Raw genomic sequence first — 16,656 nt, forward strand, 5'->3', positions numbered from 1 at the left:
ATTTGCTTTACATAGCGAAAATCTGCATCTACTTTGTGCATAAATGCACATAGGAGACCGGGCGATGGCTCGTACCGCAGCAACACGACCGTCAGGCATTGCCAGCGCTTCGGGAACGGAGCCGCGTCCCGACTGGGACGACCTTCGGTACTTTCTGGAGGTGGCACGAACGCAGCGTGTGAGTGCGGCGGCGCAGCGTCTGGGGGTGGACCACACGACGGTCTCACGGCGTGTCCGGGCGCTGGAGCAGTCGCTCGGCACGTTGCTGTTCGACAAATCGCGCAACGCGGGCTTCGCCCTGACGCCCGAAGGTCAGCAGCTACTGGTACACGCCGAGCAAATGGAGACCGCGCTGCAATCGGCCTGCGAGCAGGTCGCAGGTCTGGGACAGACGCTCTCGGGCCATGTCCGCATCGGGTCGACGGAAGCGTTCGGCACGTATTTCGTCACGCCCGTGCTCTCGCGCTTTCAACGCGAATACCCCGCCATCGACTTCGACGTGTTGCCGGTACCGCGCTTCGTGAGCCTCTCGAAGCGCGAGGCCGATCTGGCGATTACCATCGAGCGTCCGCAGCGCGGGCCGTATGTGTGCAGCAAATTGTGCGACTACCGTCTGCAGTTGTACGCTACCCCCGGATATCTCGCGCAATATGGCGACGTCAAAACGTTCGCGGATCTGAGCGGACGCCGGTTCATCAGCTACGTCGACGAACTCAGCTTCAGTAACGAGCTGCGCTATCTGGAAGACATCGTGCCCGGGTGTGATGTCGTGCTGCGCAGCACGAGCGTTATCGCGCAATATCAGGCGGCGTTACAGGGCGAGGCGCTGGCGATCCTGCCGTGCTTCATGGCTGCGCAGGATGCCCGGCTGGTCCCGTTGCTCGTCAATGACGTGGTCGTCACGCGCAGTTTCTGGATCTACTGCCACGAGGAGTTGCGCACGCTCAAGCGCATTACGGTGCTGTGGGACTACCTGCGCGACGCCGCACAACGCAACGACGCCTTGCTGCAAGGCACCGCCGGCAAGCTCCAATGGCGCTGATCAGCGAATCTTGCGCTGTTCGGCGTCGATCACGGCGGGAATGGTACAGCGCATCGCTTCGATAAAGCGGCGCAAACGTGCGGGGTAATACTTCGCATAGGGATAGATGATGTACATCGGCAACGCCGTTGAGCGCCACTGCGGCACGAGCTGTATCAATCGCCCCTGTGCCACATCCTCGGCCATCACCCATGCGGAGCAGACACCCACGCCGAGTCCTCGCATTGCGGCGCTGCGCAATGCATACAGATTGTCCGTACTCATGCGCGGATCGAATGTGATGCGGACCGCTTCGCGGGTCGTCTCATGCGTGAGCGTGATCTCGTTGCGATAGAACGTCGAGAGCGAAAGCCACGGCAACGACGCCAGATCCGACGGATGCTCGGGGAGCGGGCGCCCTGCCAGCAACTCGGGCGACGCCACGACGATTCGCGGCACGTCGGTCAACGCGATCGCCACGTTCGACGGGTCTCGCAGTTCCCCCACGTGGATCGCACAGTCGAGCCCTTCCGCAATGAAATCGGGCTCATCGTCGCGCAGGAACCAGTGCACCTTGACCCCGGTATAGCGCTCGAGAAAGTCCGCAAGCGGCCCGATCATCATTTCCTGACCAAACGCATGCGGCACGAGCACGCGCAAGGTGCCCTCCGGGTCTTCGCCCGTGCCGCGAAGATCGGCTTCGAACGCCTCCCAGCTTGTGACCAGTTCCTTCGCTCGCGCGAAGCAGCGCTCGCCGTCTTCGGTGAGCTTCATGCGGTGCGTCGAGCGCTGGAGCAGCCGAAGCCCCAGCGAACGCTCGAGCATCTGCAAGCGCCGGCTAACCGTCGGCTGCGTGGTGCCGAGCAGCGTCGCCGCCGCCGACAGACTGCCGGCCTCGACGATGCGCACGAACGTCTGCATCAGTTCAACGCGGTCGGCGCCCCCGCCCCGGCTGGCGGATGTGTCGATCGTGGGTGATGCGGGGGTGAGAGGTTCTGTCATACGCGTCACGTATAAAGGTTCTACGAATTATAGGTCTACCGCTGCACCGCACCAAGCGCGACACTGCGAACCATACCGCTTACCCCTGGAGTCCTCCACATGAGTTCCGCACAGACTTGCGATGCCGCCGGCACCGATCGCACCCTACAGGCCGCCCCGCTGCCTCAGCCCGAGTTGTCCGCCCGGCTGATCCTGTTGCTGGCAACGGGCACCGGCCTGACCGTCGCCTCCCTTTACTACGCCCAACCGATGCTGGGCATCATGACCGACGACATCCACGCGGCCAACACGACCGTCGGCTGGGTACCCACGCTCACGCAGCTCGGCTACGCGCTGGGCATTCTGCTGCTGGTGCCGCTTGGCGACATCATCGACCGCCGTCGCATCGTACTGGTCAAGGGTGCAATTCTCACGCTTGCGCTGCTGTTGGCCGCGTTCGCGCCGGGCATTGGCACGCTGCTCGCCGCAAGTCTGGCTATCGGCCTGACCGCGACGATGGCGCAGGACATCGTGCCCGCCGCCGCCGCACTCGCGCCGGAATCGATCAGAGGCCGGGTCGTCGGCACCGTGATGACGGGATTGCTGCTGGGCATTCTGCTCTCGCGGGTCGTGTCGGGTTTTGTCGCGCAGAATTTCGGCTGGCGGGCGATGTACGTCGTTGCCGCCATCAGCGTGGCCAGTTTCGGCGTGGTGGCATGGCGCGGCTTGCCGTCGTTCCATCCGACGACGCAGATGACCTATCGCCGGTTGATCGGCTCGGTGGGCAGCCTGTGGCGCCGTCACCCGGCGTTGCGTCGCGCCGCAGTCGCACAGGGTTTGCTGTCGGTCGGGTTCAGCGCGTTCTGGTCGACGCTGGCCGTGATGCTCCACGAAGCACCGTTCCATCTGGGCGCCGCTGCGGCGGGTGCCTTCGGTCTGGCAGGCGCCGCCGGCGCGCTCGGCGCACCGTTGGCCGGTCGCATTGCAGATCGCAAGGGGCCGCAGATCGTGACGCGTCTCGGTGCAGGTCTGGTGGCCGTCTCGTTTGCCGCGATGCTGTTCGCCCCGATGCTCGGCGCTCACGCTCAGTTGTGGTTGATCGGACTGGCCGCCATCGGCTTCGATCTGGGGGTGCAGGTGGCGCTGGTTTCGCATCAGACCATCGTGTACAGCATCGAACCCGCCGCCCGCGGCCGTCTGAATGCCGTGCTCTTCGTCGGTGTATTCATCGGCATGTCGATTGGCGCAGCGCTCGGGGCTCAGGCGCTGGCGCACTGGGGCTGGACGGGCGTTGCTTCGCTTGCCACGGTTGCCGCACTCGGCGCGCTCACCGTGCGGATGTGGCCGGGTACGACCGCAGCGCACTAAACCACGACTCAGCCCAATGACAAAGGCCGCTTCCCTGAGGAAGCGGCCTTTTCGTTGGGTGCAAAGGCACCGCCGGCAACGGTCAGCCGGCCGCCTTGGCGGCGCATGCTTTCGCGCGGTCGTACAGGGCGTCGGTATCGATGCCATCCAGCGTCAAACCGAATCGCTCCTGCAGGATCTGCGCGAGTTGCGCGCCCGACGCGATGTTGGTTTCCGCCACCAGTTCGCCTTGCGCAGAGCGTTCCGTGAGCGTCGTGTTGAGCAGGGAAATCCGCCCCTGCGGCAGCACGCGGCAGGCAATGAGTTGATTCAGGAAAATCGAGTCCGGCGCACTCGACGTGTACCAATTGCCCAGCTTGTAGTCGATCCATTCGGCGGGCTTCGGCGTAAAGCGATACACCGGCAGCCACCGCTGCGCGGAGCGCACGCTCAGCCGGTACTCGGTGGGTGGCGCGCCCTCGCCCGCGCTGACCGTCTCCAGTTGGAACGTCTCGAGCAGCGTCGATTGCGGTTGCGTCGATTGCAGACACAGCGGTGCCGTGAGCGTCACGGAGCCGAAGCCCACGTCGGCCAGCCACGCCTGGCCGTCCAGATCAACGCGCAACAGCATGTGCGTGAGCGGCGCCTCCACATCGAACGAACGCCCCCATGCAACGCGTCCGATCAACGGCGTGACAGCGAAACCCAGATGCGTCAGCGCGTTGGCGAACAACGCGTTCTGCTCGAAGCAATAGCCGCCGCGTCCGCCATCGAGCAATTTAGCCACGACCGACGGCAGGTCGACCGCGACCGGCCGGCCACGAATCGGATCGAGATTCTCGAACGGGATCGCCAGCGGATGCAGCGCGTGTATGGCACGCAGCACATCGAGCGTCGCTTCGCGCGGGCCGGTATAGCCAATACGCCGGAAATAGCGCTCTGGATCGAAGGGATGAGACATGCCTGACTTCCTCTTTCGGGATGCGGACCTACGCAGAGCACATACGTTAGCGCATTCGCCGTGTCCTTGCGCAAATCCCCGGGGGCAACGGGGACATTCGGGGGCAATGCGCAACCTGCGAGACACAACGCCCGGCTGCCCGCAGGCGGCGATGCGTCTGCGCTATCGGCATCGCGTATTGGACGTGCAGGACGATCTCCCCGAAGACCTTGACGAGTGGGACGGCCCGCGCGTCGGAGAGTCAAAGACGATGAGTGCAGCGGTCATCGCGATATGCTGCGACGACCGTTCGAAGGCTCCGGCGCGCTCAGTCGCTGGATTCGCAGAAGCGGATGCGGTTGTTGAACGGATCCGTCACCGTCATCTGCTTGCCCCAGTCGAGCGCTTCGATGCCGGGATTCATATTGGGATAACGCTTATCGGACAGCTCGCGTTGATACGCTTGCACGCCGCGCATGAAGACAAACGTCGTGGCGCCGGGACTCGCGTCGCCGAAATGGCCGGACAAGTGCAGCGTCATGCCAGCACGCGAGACCTGACAGTACAGCGGCATGCCGTCAGCGAAGCGATGCTCCCAGTCGAGCCTGAAGCCCAGAAAGTCCACATAGAATTCGCGCGCCTTCGCTTCGTCGAAGATCCGATGGATCGGTGCAACGGTGTCGAAGACGATACCTTCGCCGGTCGCGGAAGCGAGTTTGGCGGCGAGCACGTTCCAGTCCGGAAAGCCGAACTGTGCGGCGACGGACTCCAGCGCCTGTGCGTGGGAAATGTCGATGCCCTCTCGCGCGAGACGCTCGCGCAGGGACTTGGCCATGATCTTGGCGTCGAGATAGGTTCGCATGTCTGCCATCCTTGAAGCGTTCAGTGACGACGAATTCGATCAGTGCTCGCGTTGCTGATGCGCGTCGCCTGATGAACGGGACGGACATGCGGCTCCTGCAATGCTTTCACCGTGCCCGAAACGGGTGCGAGCGGCAGGCAGCATCGGCCTTGCGGCGATTCTAGCAGCATTGTGCCTCCCCCAGACGGCGGCCGGGCGATGCCGAAATGCGATGGCCCCGTGCCGAATTCCGTATTGGCTGGCGTCGCACCGCGCCGGTATAGTGGCGCTCGTTGGCCGGCCATGCGCCGGCCCCTGCTATCCGGAGTCTCCCCTTCATGATCGACGCCGCGCGCGTAACGCAAGCGCTGGCCGAGCGCCACGTCTGCCCCGACCTTCGTCAACGCGACGCCATCGCCGCGCTTGCCCAACTGACCGGGACGGCCACGGGCCCGGCCACTTTCGACGGCGTGTATTGCTACGGCCTGCCCGGTCGCGGAAAAAGTCTCGTCGTCGACGCAGCCTTCGCTGTCGCGGTATGCGAGAAGCGGCGCGTGCATTTTCACGAATTCCTGCGCGATATCCATCGCCAATTGGTGCGCGAGCCGAAATGCGACGACAGTCTCGCCGCTGTCGCGAATCGCTGGCTTGAGGGCGTCGAACTGCTGTGCTTCGACGAGTTTCACGTCCACGACATTGCCGACGCCTTTCTGATCGGGCGCTTTCTCGACATCGCATTGGCACGGGGTATCCGGCTTGTCCTGACGTCGAACTACGCGCCTCAACAGTTGCTGCCCGACCCCGAGTTTCACGAGCGCTTCGAACCGACCATCGCCGTGATCCTTCAACGCTTCTCGATCCTTCACTTCGACGGCGCCACCGACTACCGCATGGGTGGCGAAGCCGCAAGACTGCCACGCTGGCTCTCGCCGCTCGAAGACGCCCGCGAGGTCTTGCCGGCACATTACGTCGCCTTGGAGGGAATGCCCGCTTCGGCACCGTCGCAAGTCACGGTAGCGGGCCGCACACTGCCCGCACGGAGCGCAGGAAACCGTGTGCTGTGGGCAGACTTCGATGACCTGTGCGTCGCGCATCGCTCGCATCTGGATTACCTCGCGCTCGCCGAGCAATGGCAGTCGCTGATCGTTGACGCGCTGCACGTCGAGCGCCTGCAACGCCCCGACACGCTGCAACGATTCCTGTGGCTGATCGACATTTGCTACGACCGTCAGCGCACGCTGCTGATCGCCTCTGATGCGCCACTCATTCCGGCCCTCGACGCGCTGCGCGACTGGCGCGATCTGTCGCGCACGATCAGCCGTCTCGCCGAGATGGGATCGCTCGATTACGAGCGTCGCACGCGCATTCGTCCGCGCTGAAGATCGCCCCGACTCGAGCGCCGGGTCGGTCACACGATGCTCGCGATGCACTCCCGCAGCCAGCGATGCGACGGGTCGCGATGCACGCGCTCATGCCAGTACATCGAGATCTCAAAACCCGGGACATCGACGGGTGGCAGCATCATCTGCAATGCAGGGTCGTCACGAACAAGGCGCTCCGGGGCCATCGCTACCAGATCCGTGCTGGCGAGCGCCGATTTAAGAAACAGAAAATGCGGCACGGACAAAACGACACGTCGCGACACGCCCAACTGCGCGAGGGCATCATCGGTGCTCGCATGAAATCCCCCACCGTCCTGCGAAACAATGGCGTGCTCCAGCTCGCAGAACTGCTTAACGGACGGGCGCCGTTTGAGTCTCGGATGGCCCCGGCGTCCCACCAACATATAACGCTCGGTGAACAGCGCCTTGCGGCGCAACCCCGGCGGCGCATTGTCCGTTGTGTGAAAAGCGACATCGAGCACGCCCTGCTCCGCCTGCCGTGCGAGACGCGACGGCACCAGATCGAACGCGGCGACGCGAGTGTGCGGCGCATCCGCTCGCAAGCGTCGCAGCAGCGGCAGGACAATTGTCGATTCGGTGTAATCGGTGGCGGCGATACGCCAGGTCAGGTCGGCGTTCGCCGGTTCGAACGGTGCGGCAGGCGCCACGGCACGCGACAGCGATTCGAGTGCATCGCGCAGCGGTTCGCGCAACGCCTCGGCGCGCGCGGTCGGACGCATACCGCGCGGCCCCGGCAGCAACAGCGGATCGTCCAGCAAGTCACGCAACTTCGCCAGATGCACGCTCACTGCCGGTTGCGACATGAACAGACGCTCCGCAGCGCGCGTCACGTTCTGCTCGGCCAGCAGGACGTCGAGCGTGACGAGCAGATTCAGATCGATGCGACGTAAATTAATCATGGTTATACCTGGCATATCAGGAATTCATTTCCAATATACCTGCCGCCCGCCTACGCTGCATTCGTTCCCTAAACCGAATGTGCCGAATGGCTACGGAGTTTGCAATGAATGTTCTGATCGTCTACGCCCACCCGCAACCGCAATCGCTCAACGGCGCGATCCGTGACTTTGCCGTACAGCGCCTGGAAGCCGCCGGGCATCATGTGCAGGTCTCCGATCTGTATGCGATGCAATGGAAATCCACCATCGACGAACACGACGCGCCCGAGCGCGACCCGCGCGAACCGTTTCATGCGTCGCTCGACTCGAAGCACGCCTTCGAGAACGGCACGCAGCGCGCCGACATCGCTCGCGAGCAGGAGAAGCTGCGCTGGGCGGATACGGTCATTCTGCAATTCCCGCTGTGGTGGTTCTCGATGCCCGCGATCATGAAGGGATGGGTCGACCGGGTGTATGCCTATGGCTTTGCGTATGGCGTGGGCGAGCATTCGGACACGCACTGGGGTGATCGCTACGGCGAAGGGTCGATGGCGGGCAAGCGCGCGATGCTGATCGTGACGACCGGCGGCTGGGAATCGCACTACAGCGCGCGCGGCATCAACGGTCCGATCGACGACGTGCTGTTCCCGATTCAACACGGTATGTTGTTCTACCCAGGGTTCGACGTGCTGCCGCCGTACGTGGCCTTCCGCACGGGCCGGGTCGATGCCGGACGTTTTGAGCAAATCAAGCGCGAACTTGGCGAACGTCTCGACACCCTGGCGACGGCGGCGCCCATTCCCTATCGCCGGCAGAACCACGGCGCGTATGACATTCCGGCGCTCACACTCAAGGACGATATCGCCATCGGGCAAACGGGGTACGCCGCACATATCGGCTGAAGGAAAGCGCCGCCTGCTTGCTGCCTTCAACGGTATCTGCAAGACTGGCGCTTCCTCCCAGTCACCGGTATTTCGTTATGCCACTGTCCACGCTCGCGATTTACGCCACCGCCGCCCTGATCGGCGGCCTGATCCCGGGCCCGACCACGCTGCTCGCACTCGCGAACGGCATTTCGGGTAACTGGCGTGTGGTGATCGTGGGGATGTGCGGCGCGGCACTCTCCGACATGCTGGTCGTCGCTGCGGTGGGTGCGGGACTCGGCGCGCTGCTCATGGCGTCGGCGTCGTTATTTGCGACGGTCAAATGGGTCGGCGTTGCGTATCTTGTGTGGCTGGCCATTCAGTTGTGGCGCAGTCATCCGCAGGATCTGAGCCAAGTGCGGATCAAGTCGGATCTGAGCGCACGGCGCGTCTTCCTGCGCAGCTTCGGTGTCGCGTTGACCAATCCGAAGATCCTGCTGTTCTTCTCGGCGTTTCTGCCGCAGTTCGTCGATACGTCGATGCCGCTCGCGCCACAGTATGCCGTGCTGGCCGTCGTGTCGGCCGCCGTCGACATCGCGGTGATGACGCTGTACGCCACCGGTGGTGTGCAGGCGGCGCGTCTGATGACGGCACGCAGCCTGCAACGTCTGAACCGCGCCTGCGCCGTCGTCATGTTCTCGCTCGCGGGCGGGCTTGCCGTCTATCGGAAAAGCGGCAATTGATGGGCGACGCAAGGTGTAGCGGCCGGCGGCCATTGGCTTCGGTGCGCCCTGGCCTGCCGGTTCACTCCGCCTTTTACCAGTGGTACCGATACCCGACCTGACCGTACACGTTACGGCGATAGTCGCCCCCCAGGTTGCGGGCGTACTTCACGCTCGCGTACAGCGACGATGTGCGGCCCAGGGTCGCGGCCATGCCAGCGCCCAACTCGTACCACGTCTTCGCGAGACTGCTGTCGAAGGTCGCGCCTGCGACGCTGGTCTGCCCGGGTGACAGGAAGTCGTGCACGACGTCGAATGTCAGATAGGGAGATGCCGAACCGATGCCCGCGACGTTCGCGAGGTCTGGCGCACTCAGCTTGAACCCGATGCGGCCGCGCAGTGCATTGGTTGTATTCCCCGAGACACTGGACACGCTGTCACTGAAGCCATTCAGGTGCAAATACTGATAAGCCAATTGCGCCTGCGGCTCGATGGTGACGCCCGAGCCCATGATTGCGAACGGATGCCCGATCTCGCCCGAGAGCGCCGCGCCGAAGCCGTTTTGCGTCGCCCCGATGCCGCCCACGTCGCTGTACTTATTGCGATAGTGCGAGACCTGCGTCGTCACATCGACGTACGCCCCTTGCGGCAGGATTCGCGTCCAGTACGCGCCCACCGACTGCGCCTGCATGGTGACCGAACCGGTCGCAGCGGAGAGCGTCGGGTCAAGCGTGCGTGCGCTGTCCGAGAACGAGGCCGACGCCGTACCGAAGGTCGCCGTCACCCCCGCGTGGGCGCTGCCGCCCATGCCGGACGCATCCGTGGCCAAGCGCCAATCCCGCCCAAACTGCGCCGCGAACAAGCGTTCGTCGGCGTTGAAGCGACTCGACATATCGGCATCCATCGTCTTGCCGAACACGCGCCCCCATACGCCATTGGCGCTGCTGTTGCCGCCTTGCCCTGCGTCGCCGCGCAGGCTTCCCATGCGCTCCTGGAACCGGCCGAGTGTCGTGAAACCGAAATCGGTGACGAGTTGCGGCGTCATGGCGTAGGCCACGGTCGCCGCGCGGTACGCCGTTGCGCCCGAGCCGTACGATGTCGACAGATACCAACTTGCGGTGCCCGCCGCAGCGCTCTCGCGCAGGAGATATTGGTAAGCCCCCGCTTGCACCGGTGCGGCAAGCCTGAATGCGCCCGCCGCCGACGTTCCATTGACCTGCACGAGCTGGATGCCGCTGCCCGATGTGGCAATGCCTGCGCCGGTGATGTTGACCTTAAGCGTGGTGGTGCCGCTGGCGTTCCCGTTGATCACGAGTTGGTCCGATGCCACCGACGAGCCGTCGTTCGCGATGGAGGCGTTCAGCAGCGCCGTTCCGTTGTTGCCGATGTAGTTGCCCGCAATCGTGAACGTGCCGGTGCTACCGGCCGCTGCGCCCGGCGATGCGCTTCCGACGGCGATCATGCCCGCGTTCGTGACGCTGCCCAGCGTGCCGCCATAGCCCGCCAGCGTGGCGCCCGCAGCCACCGTCGTCAGACCGGATCCGAGTGTTGCATTTCGGTGTGAAGCGTCGCCCGCGATCACCGTCGCGCCGCTCGCTATCGCGGTCGTGCCCGCGTAGGTGCTGGCGCCATTTAGCGTAATGGTGCCCGCGCCGAGACTCACCGCCGAGAAGTTCGAGATCGCGCCGTTGTAATTGAACGCGTTGCCGGTGCCCGGCGTGATGGTCAACGTGCTGGTGCCGGTACCGCCCGACACATCGCCGTTCACGACAGCCGAGCCGCCGAGAATTTGCAGCGTGCTGTTGCCGCTGCCCAGATCGACCGCCTTGCCGCTCTGGTCGGCAGTGATCGTCCCGTAGTTGATGACGGTCGCGTCGCTCGCGCCGGTATTGACGACGGCCGCCGTTGCGCCGCCGCCTTCGAGCACGCCGCTCGCCTGGTTGATGACGGTCACAGTGAACGCATTGCGCCCGCCGGTCACGGCGATAGCCGAGTCGCTCTGGCCGCGAATGAGGCCGCTATTGACGATGGTCGAGTTGGCGTAGATGCCTTGCGGAGCGATCGGCAGCTTGGTGATCGGATCCTTGTCGACACCGGCGAGCGTAATGCCTCGGCCCACGCCGCCCGCAGTATTCTCGCCGACGATGGTGCCACTGTTGACGATCGTGCCGCCACCGGCGGTCACACCTTCGCTCACATCGTTGAACGCCATTGCGCCACGAATCGTGCCCGAGTTGGTGATGTTGACTAGACCGTCGACATCCACGCCGTCGCCATCGCCCGTGACACCGTTGCCGATGATCACGCCGGCATTGTTGATCGTGACGACTTCCTTCGCGTTGAACCCGTCGATGTTGATCCCCGAGCCGTTCATGCCCTGGATCGTGCCACCGGCGTTGTTCGTGACCGAGAGCGTGAAGGTTCCGTCGGTCGCGGTGTTGGCCCCCCCCCGTGATGCCGTGGCGTGCGCCTTGAATCAGACCGGTACCTGTATTGACGACAACAACACCGGTGTTCGTCTGTGCATCGACACCATCGCTGCTGCTGGTGCTGCCCGGATTGTTGGTCGAGCGGATGATACCGGCGTTGTTGATGACGCCGTTGACGCCAGGGCGAACGGCGTCGGCTTCGTTCGCCTGGATGAGACCGCCCGCGAAGTTGTTCAGGACGTTGGTGCCGGTGGTGATCGCGTTGAAATCGATCGCCTGGCTGCCCTGAGCGGAGTTATTCGTCGAGGTCAGCGTGCCATAGTTGTTGAACACGACGTTGCTGTTCGCCTTGTTCATCTGAATGACGTCGGCGTCGAACGTGGTCATGCTCGCGCCGACGCCGTTGGTTACCGTGAGGGTCAGGCCGCCGGTGTTGTCGCGGATGGCGCGGCCGGTGCCCGTCATGTTGATTGTGCCGTTGTTCACGAGCGTGGCGTTGCCCGTGATGGCAACACCGACGGTGCTGCCTGCGACCGAGAGCAGGCCGCCGCTCTGGATCGTGCCGGACTGCCCGCTGGACAAGGTCTGCCCCGCGTTGCTTGTCAGGCCGTTGGTGATGATAAAGCTGGCGGCGAAGGCGTGTTGTTCGGCAAAAAGCGCGATGACGCCTGCCAGAATGGCAAGTGGCTTCATATACCCCGATGTCCTCTGTGGAACTTGTTCGAAGGTGCGGAGTATTCGTCATCCTAATGACATGAATGTGAATTCTCAGTCATCGGTGCATTTTTTTGCCTTCGTAAGGGCGCGTGTCTCGTTCACCCCGCCAGCCAGATCGCGAGACGGCCTTAAATTCCCCTAGCGTTATATTTCGGACTACGCGATGTGCCGCATTTTGCCCCCAGATCCCCTCACGCTCAGATCAGAGCGACACCGCGTGAGACGCAATGTCGGCGCTCATGCCTGCGATTTTCAACGGGGGCGCGCGTGGCGACGCGCCCCTCAACCCGGACACAGAACTCCGGGCCCCGTCGCGGGGCCCGGCAAGCAGGGATATCAGAAGCCTGCCGCCAAACCGTCGCCGCGCGGGTCCGATGCCCCGTGCCGCACGCCCGTGGACGGATCGATCTGAATCGCGCCCGCGTGCCCCATCGTGTCCGTGTATGTCTCGACGATTCTGACCGGATGACCGCGACGCTTCAACTCATCCGTGACGGCGGCAGGCACACGTCCCTCGATCTTGAGATCGTTGGACGAGACACCCCAGGTTCTACCGTATAGCCAACGGGGCCCGTTGATCGCATCTTGCGGCGACATGCCGAAATCGACGATACGCGTGACGATAGCGGCCTGCGTCTGCGGTTGTCCTTCACCGCCCATCGTTCCGTAAACGAGATATGGCTTGCCGTCCTTGAGCAACATCGCTGGATTCAGCGTGTGGAATGTCCGCTTGTGCGGCTGCAGATGGTTGATGCTGTTCGGATCGAGCGAGAAAAACGAGCCGCGATTCTGAAGGAGGATCCCCGTCCCCTTCGGCACGATACCGGAGCCGAAATCGTAGTAGATGCTCTGAATCAGCGAAACGGCGTTGCCTTCGCTATCCACGACGCCAAACCAGACGGTATCTCCCTTTGGATCCATCGGCTTTACGTCATTGTTCGCGTGGCGCATGTCGATGCGCTCGGCCTGCGCCTTGCCGTGCGTCGCCGACAGCAGTCCGGCCAGCGGGATCTCGACGAAGTCCGGATCCGACAGATATCTGTCCCGATCGGCAAAGGCCTGCTTCGTAGCTTCGACGAGCAGATGGTAATAGTCCGCAGATCCTTCGCCCAACGACTTCACATCGAATTGATTGAGGATGTTAAGGATTTCCAACGACGCAAATCCTTGGGTATTCGGCGGAAAGTTGTAGGCGTCGTACCCACGGTATTTCACGGTAATCGGCTTGACCCAGTCCGCGCGGTGATTCGCGAAATCCTCACGCGTCAGTAGTCCCCCATTGGCTTGCAGGTCGTCGACGATCTTCTGCGCAATCTCGCCTGTGTAGAACACCTGCGCCCCCTTTTCGGCAATCTGCGCGAGCGTTTGCGCCAGTTCCGGTTGTTTGAGCCGTTCGCCAACGCGATACGGCGCACCGTCGGGCTTCAGGAACACTTGCCTGAAACCGTCGAATTGCTGGAGATTGCGATACACCTTGTCGGAGGTATCGACGTTGATCGCCTCCCACTTGGCTACGGATGGCGTCACGATGAAGCCATCCTTTGCGTAGTGGACGGCATCGCGCAACAAATCACGCCACGGCAGGCTGTGTCCCATGTTCGCTTGCGCGTAACGATACGCTTCGTCCCATCCGGAAACGACGCCGGGCACCGTATTGACGGACAGATACCCGCGCGGCGGAATCGTACTCAGTCCCTTGTCCCGATAGAACTGAATGGTCGCGCGCTCACCGGAGCGGCCGCTCGCATTCAAGGCACGGATTTCTCTGGTTTTCGCGTTGTAGATGAGCCAGAAGTTGTCGCCGCCAATCGTATTCATTTGCGGGTAGACAACGGAGAGGGTCGACGCCACGGCAATCGCAGCATCAACGGCGTTCCCTCCTTGCTGAAGGACTCTCACCCCCGCCTGCGTCGCCAGATAGTTGGACGACGTGACCATCCCCCCCGTCGTCATCGGATTCGTGCATTGTGCCGCTGTCTCGCAATACGATCCCGTTGATTCAGCCGCAACGCCGACAGAGCAAAGCGCCACCAATCCGGCCGTCGCCAGTAATCGCATGCACAGAGGAATACCGTTCATCTACGTCTCCCTTATTTATTTCGCTTAACTAAACATCTCCTTTGGAATTACAGGTTAGATATATCCGATAAAAAACATCGGGGAATCCGCAATGCTACGTGCGACGGGTACGCATAAATACTGATCGCAACCGCACATGCAAAAGGCGAATCAATCGGGGATAGGGCTTTGGGCTCGCTGCGCTCCGTTACTGGGCGCAGTACAACGACGTGCCCGCTGTTGATAGGCGTCGGTGTTGCGACAGGACGTTGCCGCCGGCCTCACTCTCGACGTCGCGACGCACGAGTTGCTCAGTCAAGACAGGACATGCAGAGCCCGGCGTGAGCAATATCCCCTTTCGGGCAGACCGCCCACAGCCCGTCACTTGGTCGTATACCCACCATTGATCAGGATGGTTTGGCCCGTAATCCACCAGCCATCGCTCACCAAATGCCGGATGAATGGCACCACGTCTTCGATATCGGTTAGCCCGGTCTTCGAGAACGCCGACAACGCGGCGGCCGTCTTGTGATATTGCACGGCATCGGCACCCTCAGCCGGATAGAAAAACGGGGTGTCCATCGGCCCTGGACCGACTGCCGTTACCGAAATGCCGCGAGCGCCAAACTCCTTGGCCGCTGCCCGGGTGAAATGTTCGACTGGCGCCTTGGTGCCCGCGTAAGCCGCGTAGAAAGGCGTGAATGCGCCGAGCAGGGATGTGACTAACGTGACGATCTTGCCGTTGTCATTGACATGTTGGCCCGCCTCCTTGAGGAAGAAAAATGCGGACTTGGCATTCACCGCGGCCATCTCGTCGTACTCAGCCTCGCTGATCTCCAGGATCGGCTTCTTAATCACTTTGCCCACGGTATTGATTGCAATATCCGGTCGCCCCACTGCGGAAACGGTATCGGCAAACAACCTCTCCACAGCACCGGCCGTCGTCAGGTTTCCCTGCAGAGCGACGGCCTCGGCACCGCGCTTGCGAATCGCAGTCACAGTGGCATCGGCATCCGCCTTGCTTTCAGGACTGTTGTAATGAATGGCAATGGCTTTCGCACCGTGGGCGGCCAGATCGCGAGCAATGAGGCCACCGAGATTCTTGGCGCCTCCAGCGATCAGGGCAACTTTTCCGCGGATATCGTGTGATGACATGCAATGCTCCAAATCGATGAGGGAGGATTCAGTCTATCGATTCAGCATTCGACAATAAACACCACATAACTGGATAGACTATTCAGGAAGTGTTACCAATAGCGTCCGGGAAACCAAGTCATGGATTTGATCGATCAACTCCGCATCTTCGTACGTGTCGCCCACCATGGAAACTTCGGCGCTGCCGCCGAGCAGTTAAGTGTGCCGCGCCCCACGGTATCGCTGGCCATTCAGCAGTTGGAAGAGCGGCTGGGTGTTCGCCTGCTGAATCGGACAACTCGTCGAGTCAGCCTGACCCAAGATGGCATTGCAATGCTGGACCGGGCGGCAACACTCGTCGCTGACAGCGACGAACTATTGCAGCAGTTCCAACCGCATGGCATCGCGTTATCGGGGCGGCTTAAAGTCGATCTCCCCAGCCGTATCGCCCGCCGATATGTGGCCCCGCGTCTACCTGATTTCCTTTCCCGCTTTCCTGGCGTCGAGATAGAACTGGGATCCAGCGATCGCCTGGTTGATCTGGTTCATGAAGGCATTGACTGTGCCTTGAGAGTGGGGGAAATGTCTGCCAGCAGCTTGGTGGTGCGCCCACTGGGAACACTGAGGTTGATCAACTGTGCGAGTCCGGCGTATCTGGCGCGATACGGCACGCCAATGTCCCCGGAAGAGTTACCACGGCATGTGGCGGTCAATTACGCGATATCGGGCGCAGGGCGAAATGCGCCTTGGGAATGGATCAGCGATGGCGTGGTTCAAACATCCGCCATGTGTGCGGACGTAACAGTGAATAACGCCGAAACGTATATCGCTGCAGGTATGGCAGGCCTGGGGCTCATCCAAATACCGGCTTTCGACGTGAATCACCATCTGGAGGCGGGTGATCTTGTTGAGGTCTTGCATGCTTGGCCTGCACCGCAGATGCCAATACAAATCGTCTATCCTCATCGCCGGCATATGGCTCGGCGTGTCCAGGTTTTCATCGCATGGCTATCGGAGATCCTGGCCCCCTGCCTCGATCCTTCGAAAGGCATGAATCGCCCCTGACCTTTCCTCTCTGACCTTTCCTCTCTGAAGTCCCCCACTCTGAAGCTGGCGGCGAGGGGGCAGGAGCAACCTTGACCAGCATGCGCTCGTCAGCCTTATTGACGCGCGCCAACACGTTGAACCCTGGCGAGTCCACCACAGATCCTTTCGTTCGCATAACGCTTTGTGCAACCGTCGCCGGACGAATTCCGGCGACAGCATCAACCGAACGCTGGCCAGCCAGCAAACTTACGAAGGGTGTCCTCGGCGGGGTAAGG

At 62.4% G+C, this 16,656-nt stretch carries 14 protein-coding genes; 7 read left to right on the forward strand and 7 right to left on the reverse strand.

The window, feature by feature from the left end; all coding sequences use genetic code 11:
- Positions 1-64: 64 nt before the first annotated feature.
- Positions 65-1,042 (forward strand): LysR family transcriptional regulator, encoded by a 978-nt coding sequence (locus PBR20603_RS16685; protein WP_150560624.1) that lies wholly within the window; start codon positions 65-67, stop codon positions 1,040-1,042.
- Here PBR20603_RS16685 and PBR20603_RS16690 read toward each other — a convergent pair whose 3' ends face one another.
- A complete protein-coding gene (locus tag PBR20603_RS16690; protein WP_246174771.1) occupies positions 1,043-2,023 on the reverse strand; it encodes a LysR family transcriptional regulator in 981 nt (326 codons plus the stop codon).
- Between the two features lie 99 nt (positions 2,024-2,122).
- Here PBR20603_RS16690 and PBR20603_RS16695 point away from each other — a divergent pair, with 99 nt between their 5' ends.
- Positions 2,123-3,370 (forward strand): MFS transporter, encoded by a 1,248-nt coding sequence (locus PBR20603_RS16695; RefSeq protein ID WP_150560625.1) that lies wholly within the window; start codon positions 2,123-2,125, stop codon positions 3,368-3,370.
- Between the two features lie 82 nt (positions 3,371-3,452).
- Here the strand turns inward: PBR20603_RS16695 and PBR20603_RS16700 are convergent, their stop codons facing one another.
- Complete coding sequence (locus tag PBR20603_RS16700; RefSeq protein ID WP_150560626.1) at positions 3,453-4,310, reverse strand: arylamine N-acetyltransferase family protein; 858 nt, start codon at positions 4,308-4,310, stop codon at positions 3,453-3,455.
- A 307-nt stretch (positions 4,311-4,617) separates the two neighbouring features.
- The gene (locus PBR20603_RS16710) at positions 4,618-5,151 is read right to left on the reverse strand and encodes a glyoxalase superfamily protein (protein ID WP_150560627.1); all 534 of its coding nucleotides are present in this window, start codon (positions 5,149-5,151) and stop codon (positions 4,618-4,620) included.
- A 317-nt stretch (positions 5,152-5,468) separates the two neighbouring features.
- On the opposite strand from PBR20603_RS16710, the gene zapE reads away from it, so the two are divergent.
- Entirely contained in the window at positions 5,469-6,509 is a 1,041-nt protein-coding gene (gene zapE, locus PBR20603_RS16715) for a cell division protein ZapE (protein ID WP_150560628.1), read from the forward strand.
- A gap of 29 nt (positions 6,510-6,538) precedes the next feature.
- Here the strand turns inward: zapE and PBR20603_RS16720 are convergent, their stop codons facing one another.
- A complete protein-coding gene (locus tag PBR20603_RS16720) occupies positions 6,539-7,432 on the reverse strand; it encodes a LysR family transcriptional regulator (protein WP_246174775.1) in 894 nt (297 codons plus the stop codon).
- A gap of 104 nt (positions 7,433-7,536) precedes the next feature.
- Here PBR20603_RS16720 and PBR20603_RS16725 point away from each other — a divergent pair, with 104 nt between their 5' ends.
- Positions 7,537-8,313, forward strand: coding sequence for an NAD(P)H-dependent oxidoreductase (locus PBR20603_RS16725; RefSeq protein WP_150560630.1), 777 nt, complete (start codon positions 7,537-7,539; stop codon positions 8,311-8,313).
- 77 nt (positions 8,314-8,390) lie between these two features.
- Positions 8,391-9,017, forward strand: coding sequence for a LysE family translocator (locus tag PBR20603_RS16730; RefSeq protein ID WP_150560631.1), 627 nt, complete (start codon positions 8,391-8,393; stop codon positions 9,015-9,017).
- A 73-nt stretch (positions 9,018-9,090) separates the two neighbouring features.
- On the opposite strand, the gene PBR20603_RS16735 is transcribed toward PBR20603_RS16730, so the two are convergent.
- Positions 9,091-11,370: an autotransporter family protein gene (locus PBR20603_RS16735; protein WP_150560632.1), complete on the reverse strand. Its 2,280-nt coding sequence runs from the start codon at positions 11,368-11,370 to the stop codon at positions 9,091-9,093.
- Between PBR20603_RS16735 and PBR20603_RS16740 the strand changes: the two genes are divergently transcribed.
- Positions 11,369-12,175 (forward strand): hypothetical protein, encoded by an 807-nt coding sequence (locus PBR20603_RS16740; RefSeq protein ID WP_150560633.1) that lies wholly within the window; start codon positions 11,369-11,371, stop codon positions 12,173-12,175. The genes PBR20603_RS16735 and PBR20603_RS16740 overlap by 2 nt on opposite strands.
- 303 nt (positions 12,176-12,478) lie before the next feature.
- On the opposite strand, the gene ggt is transcribed toward PBR20603_RS16740, so the two are convergent.
- Positions 12,479-14,221: a gamma-glutamyltransferase gene (ggt, locus tag PBR20603_RS16745; RefSeq protein ID WP_425495825.1), complete on the reverse strand. Its 1,743-nt coding sequence runs from the start codon at positions 14,219-14,221 to the stop codon at positions 12,479-12,481.
- A 360-nt stretch (positions 14,222-14,581) separates the two neighbouring features.
- A complete protein-coding gene (locus PBR20603_RS16750; RefSeq protein WP_150560634.1) occupies positions 14,582-15,355 on the reverse strand; it encodes an SDR family oxidoreductase in 774 nt (257 codons plus the stop codon).
- Between the two features lie 120 nt (positions 15,356-15,475).
- Between PBR20603_RS16750 and PBR20603_RS16755 the strand changes: the two genes are divergently transcribed.
- Positions 15,476-16,399: a LysR family transcriptional regulator gene (locus PBR20603_RS16755; RefSeq protein ID WP_150560635.1), complete on the forward strand. Its 924-nt coding sequence runs from the start codon at positions 15,476-15,478 to the stop codon at positions 16,397-16,399.
- The last annotated feature ends 257 nt before the right edge of the window (positions 16,400-16,656 follow it).

Origin of the sequence: Pandoraea bronchicola (genome assembly GCF_902459805.1) — a bacterium.
Lineage (GTDB): Bacteria > Pseudomonadota > Gammaproteobacteria > Burkholderiales > Burkholderiaceae > Pandoraea > Pandoraea bronchicola.

Bases quoted from the DNA above. Each gene is read 5' to 3' on its own strand.
- PBR20603_RS16685 (WP_150560624.1), top strand. From the start codon at position 65: ATGGCTCGTACCGCAGCAACACGACCGTCAGGCATTGCCAGCGCTTCG.
- PBR20603_RS16690 (WP_246174771.1), bottom strand. From the start codon at position 2,023: ATGACAGAACCTCTCACCCCCGCATCACCCACGATCGACACATCCGCC.
- PBR20603_RS16695 (WP_150560625.1), top strand. From the start codon at position 2,123: ATGAGTTCCGCACAGACTTGCGATGCCGCCGGCACCGATCGCACCCTA.
- PBR20603_RS16700 (WP_150560626.1), bottom strand. From the start codon at position 4,310: ATGTCTCATCCCTTCGATCCAGAGCGCTATTTCCGGCGTATTGGCTAT.
- PBR20603_RS16710 (WP_150560627.1), bottom strand. From the start codon at position 5,151: ATGCGAACCTATCTCGACGCCAAGATCATGGCCAAGTCCCTGCGCGAG.
- zapE (WP_150560628.1), top strand. From the start codon at position 5,469: ATGATCGACGCCGCGCGCGTAACGCAAGCGCTGGCCGAGCGCCACGTC.
- PBR20603_RS16720 (WP_246174775.1), bottom strand. From the start codon at position 7,432: ATGATTAATTTACGTCGCATCGATCTGAATCTGCTCGTCACGCTCGAC.
- PBR20603_RS16725 (WP_150560630.1), top strand. From the start codon at position 7,537: ATGAATGTTCTGATCGTCTACGCCCACCCGCAACCGCAATCGCTCAAC.
- PBR20603_RS16730 (WP_150560631.1), top strand. From the start codon at position 8,391: ATGCCACTGTCCACGCTCGCGATTTACGCCACCGCCGCCCTGATCGGC.
- PBR20603_RS16740 (WP_150560633.1), top strand. From the start codon at position 11,369: ATGCCCTGGATCGTGCCACCGGCGTTGTTCGTGACCGAGAGCGTGAAG.
- PBR20603_RS16735 (WP_150560632.1), bottom strand. From the start codon at position 11,370: ATGAACGGCTCGGGGATCAACATCGACGGGTTCAACGCGAAGGAAGTC.
- ggt (WP_425495825.1), bottom strand. From the start codon at position 14,221: ATGAACGGTATTCCTCTGTGCATGCGATTACTGGCGACGGCCGGATTG.
- PBR20603_RS16750 (WP_150560634.1), bottom strand. From the start codon at position 15,355: ATGTCATCACACGATATCCGCGGAAAAGTTGCCCTGATCGCTGGAGGC.
- PBR20603_RS16755 (WP_150560635.1), top strand. From the start codon at position 15,476: ATGGATTTGATCGATCAACTCCGCATCTTCGTACGTGTCGCCCACCAT.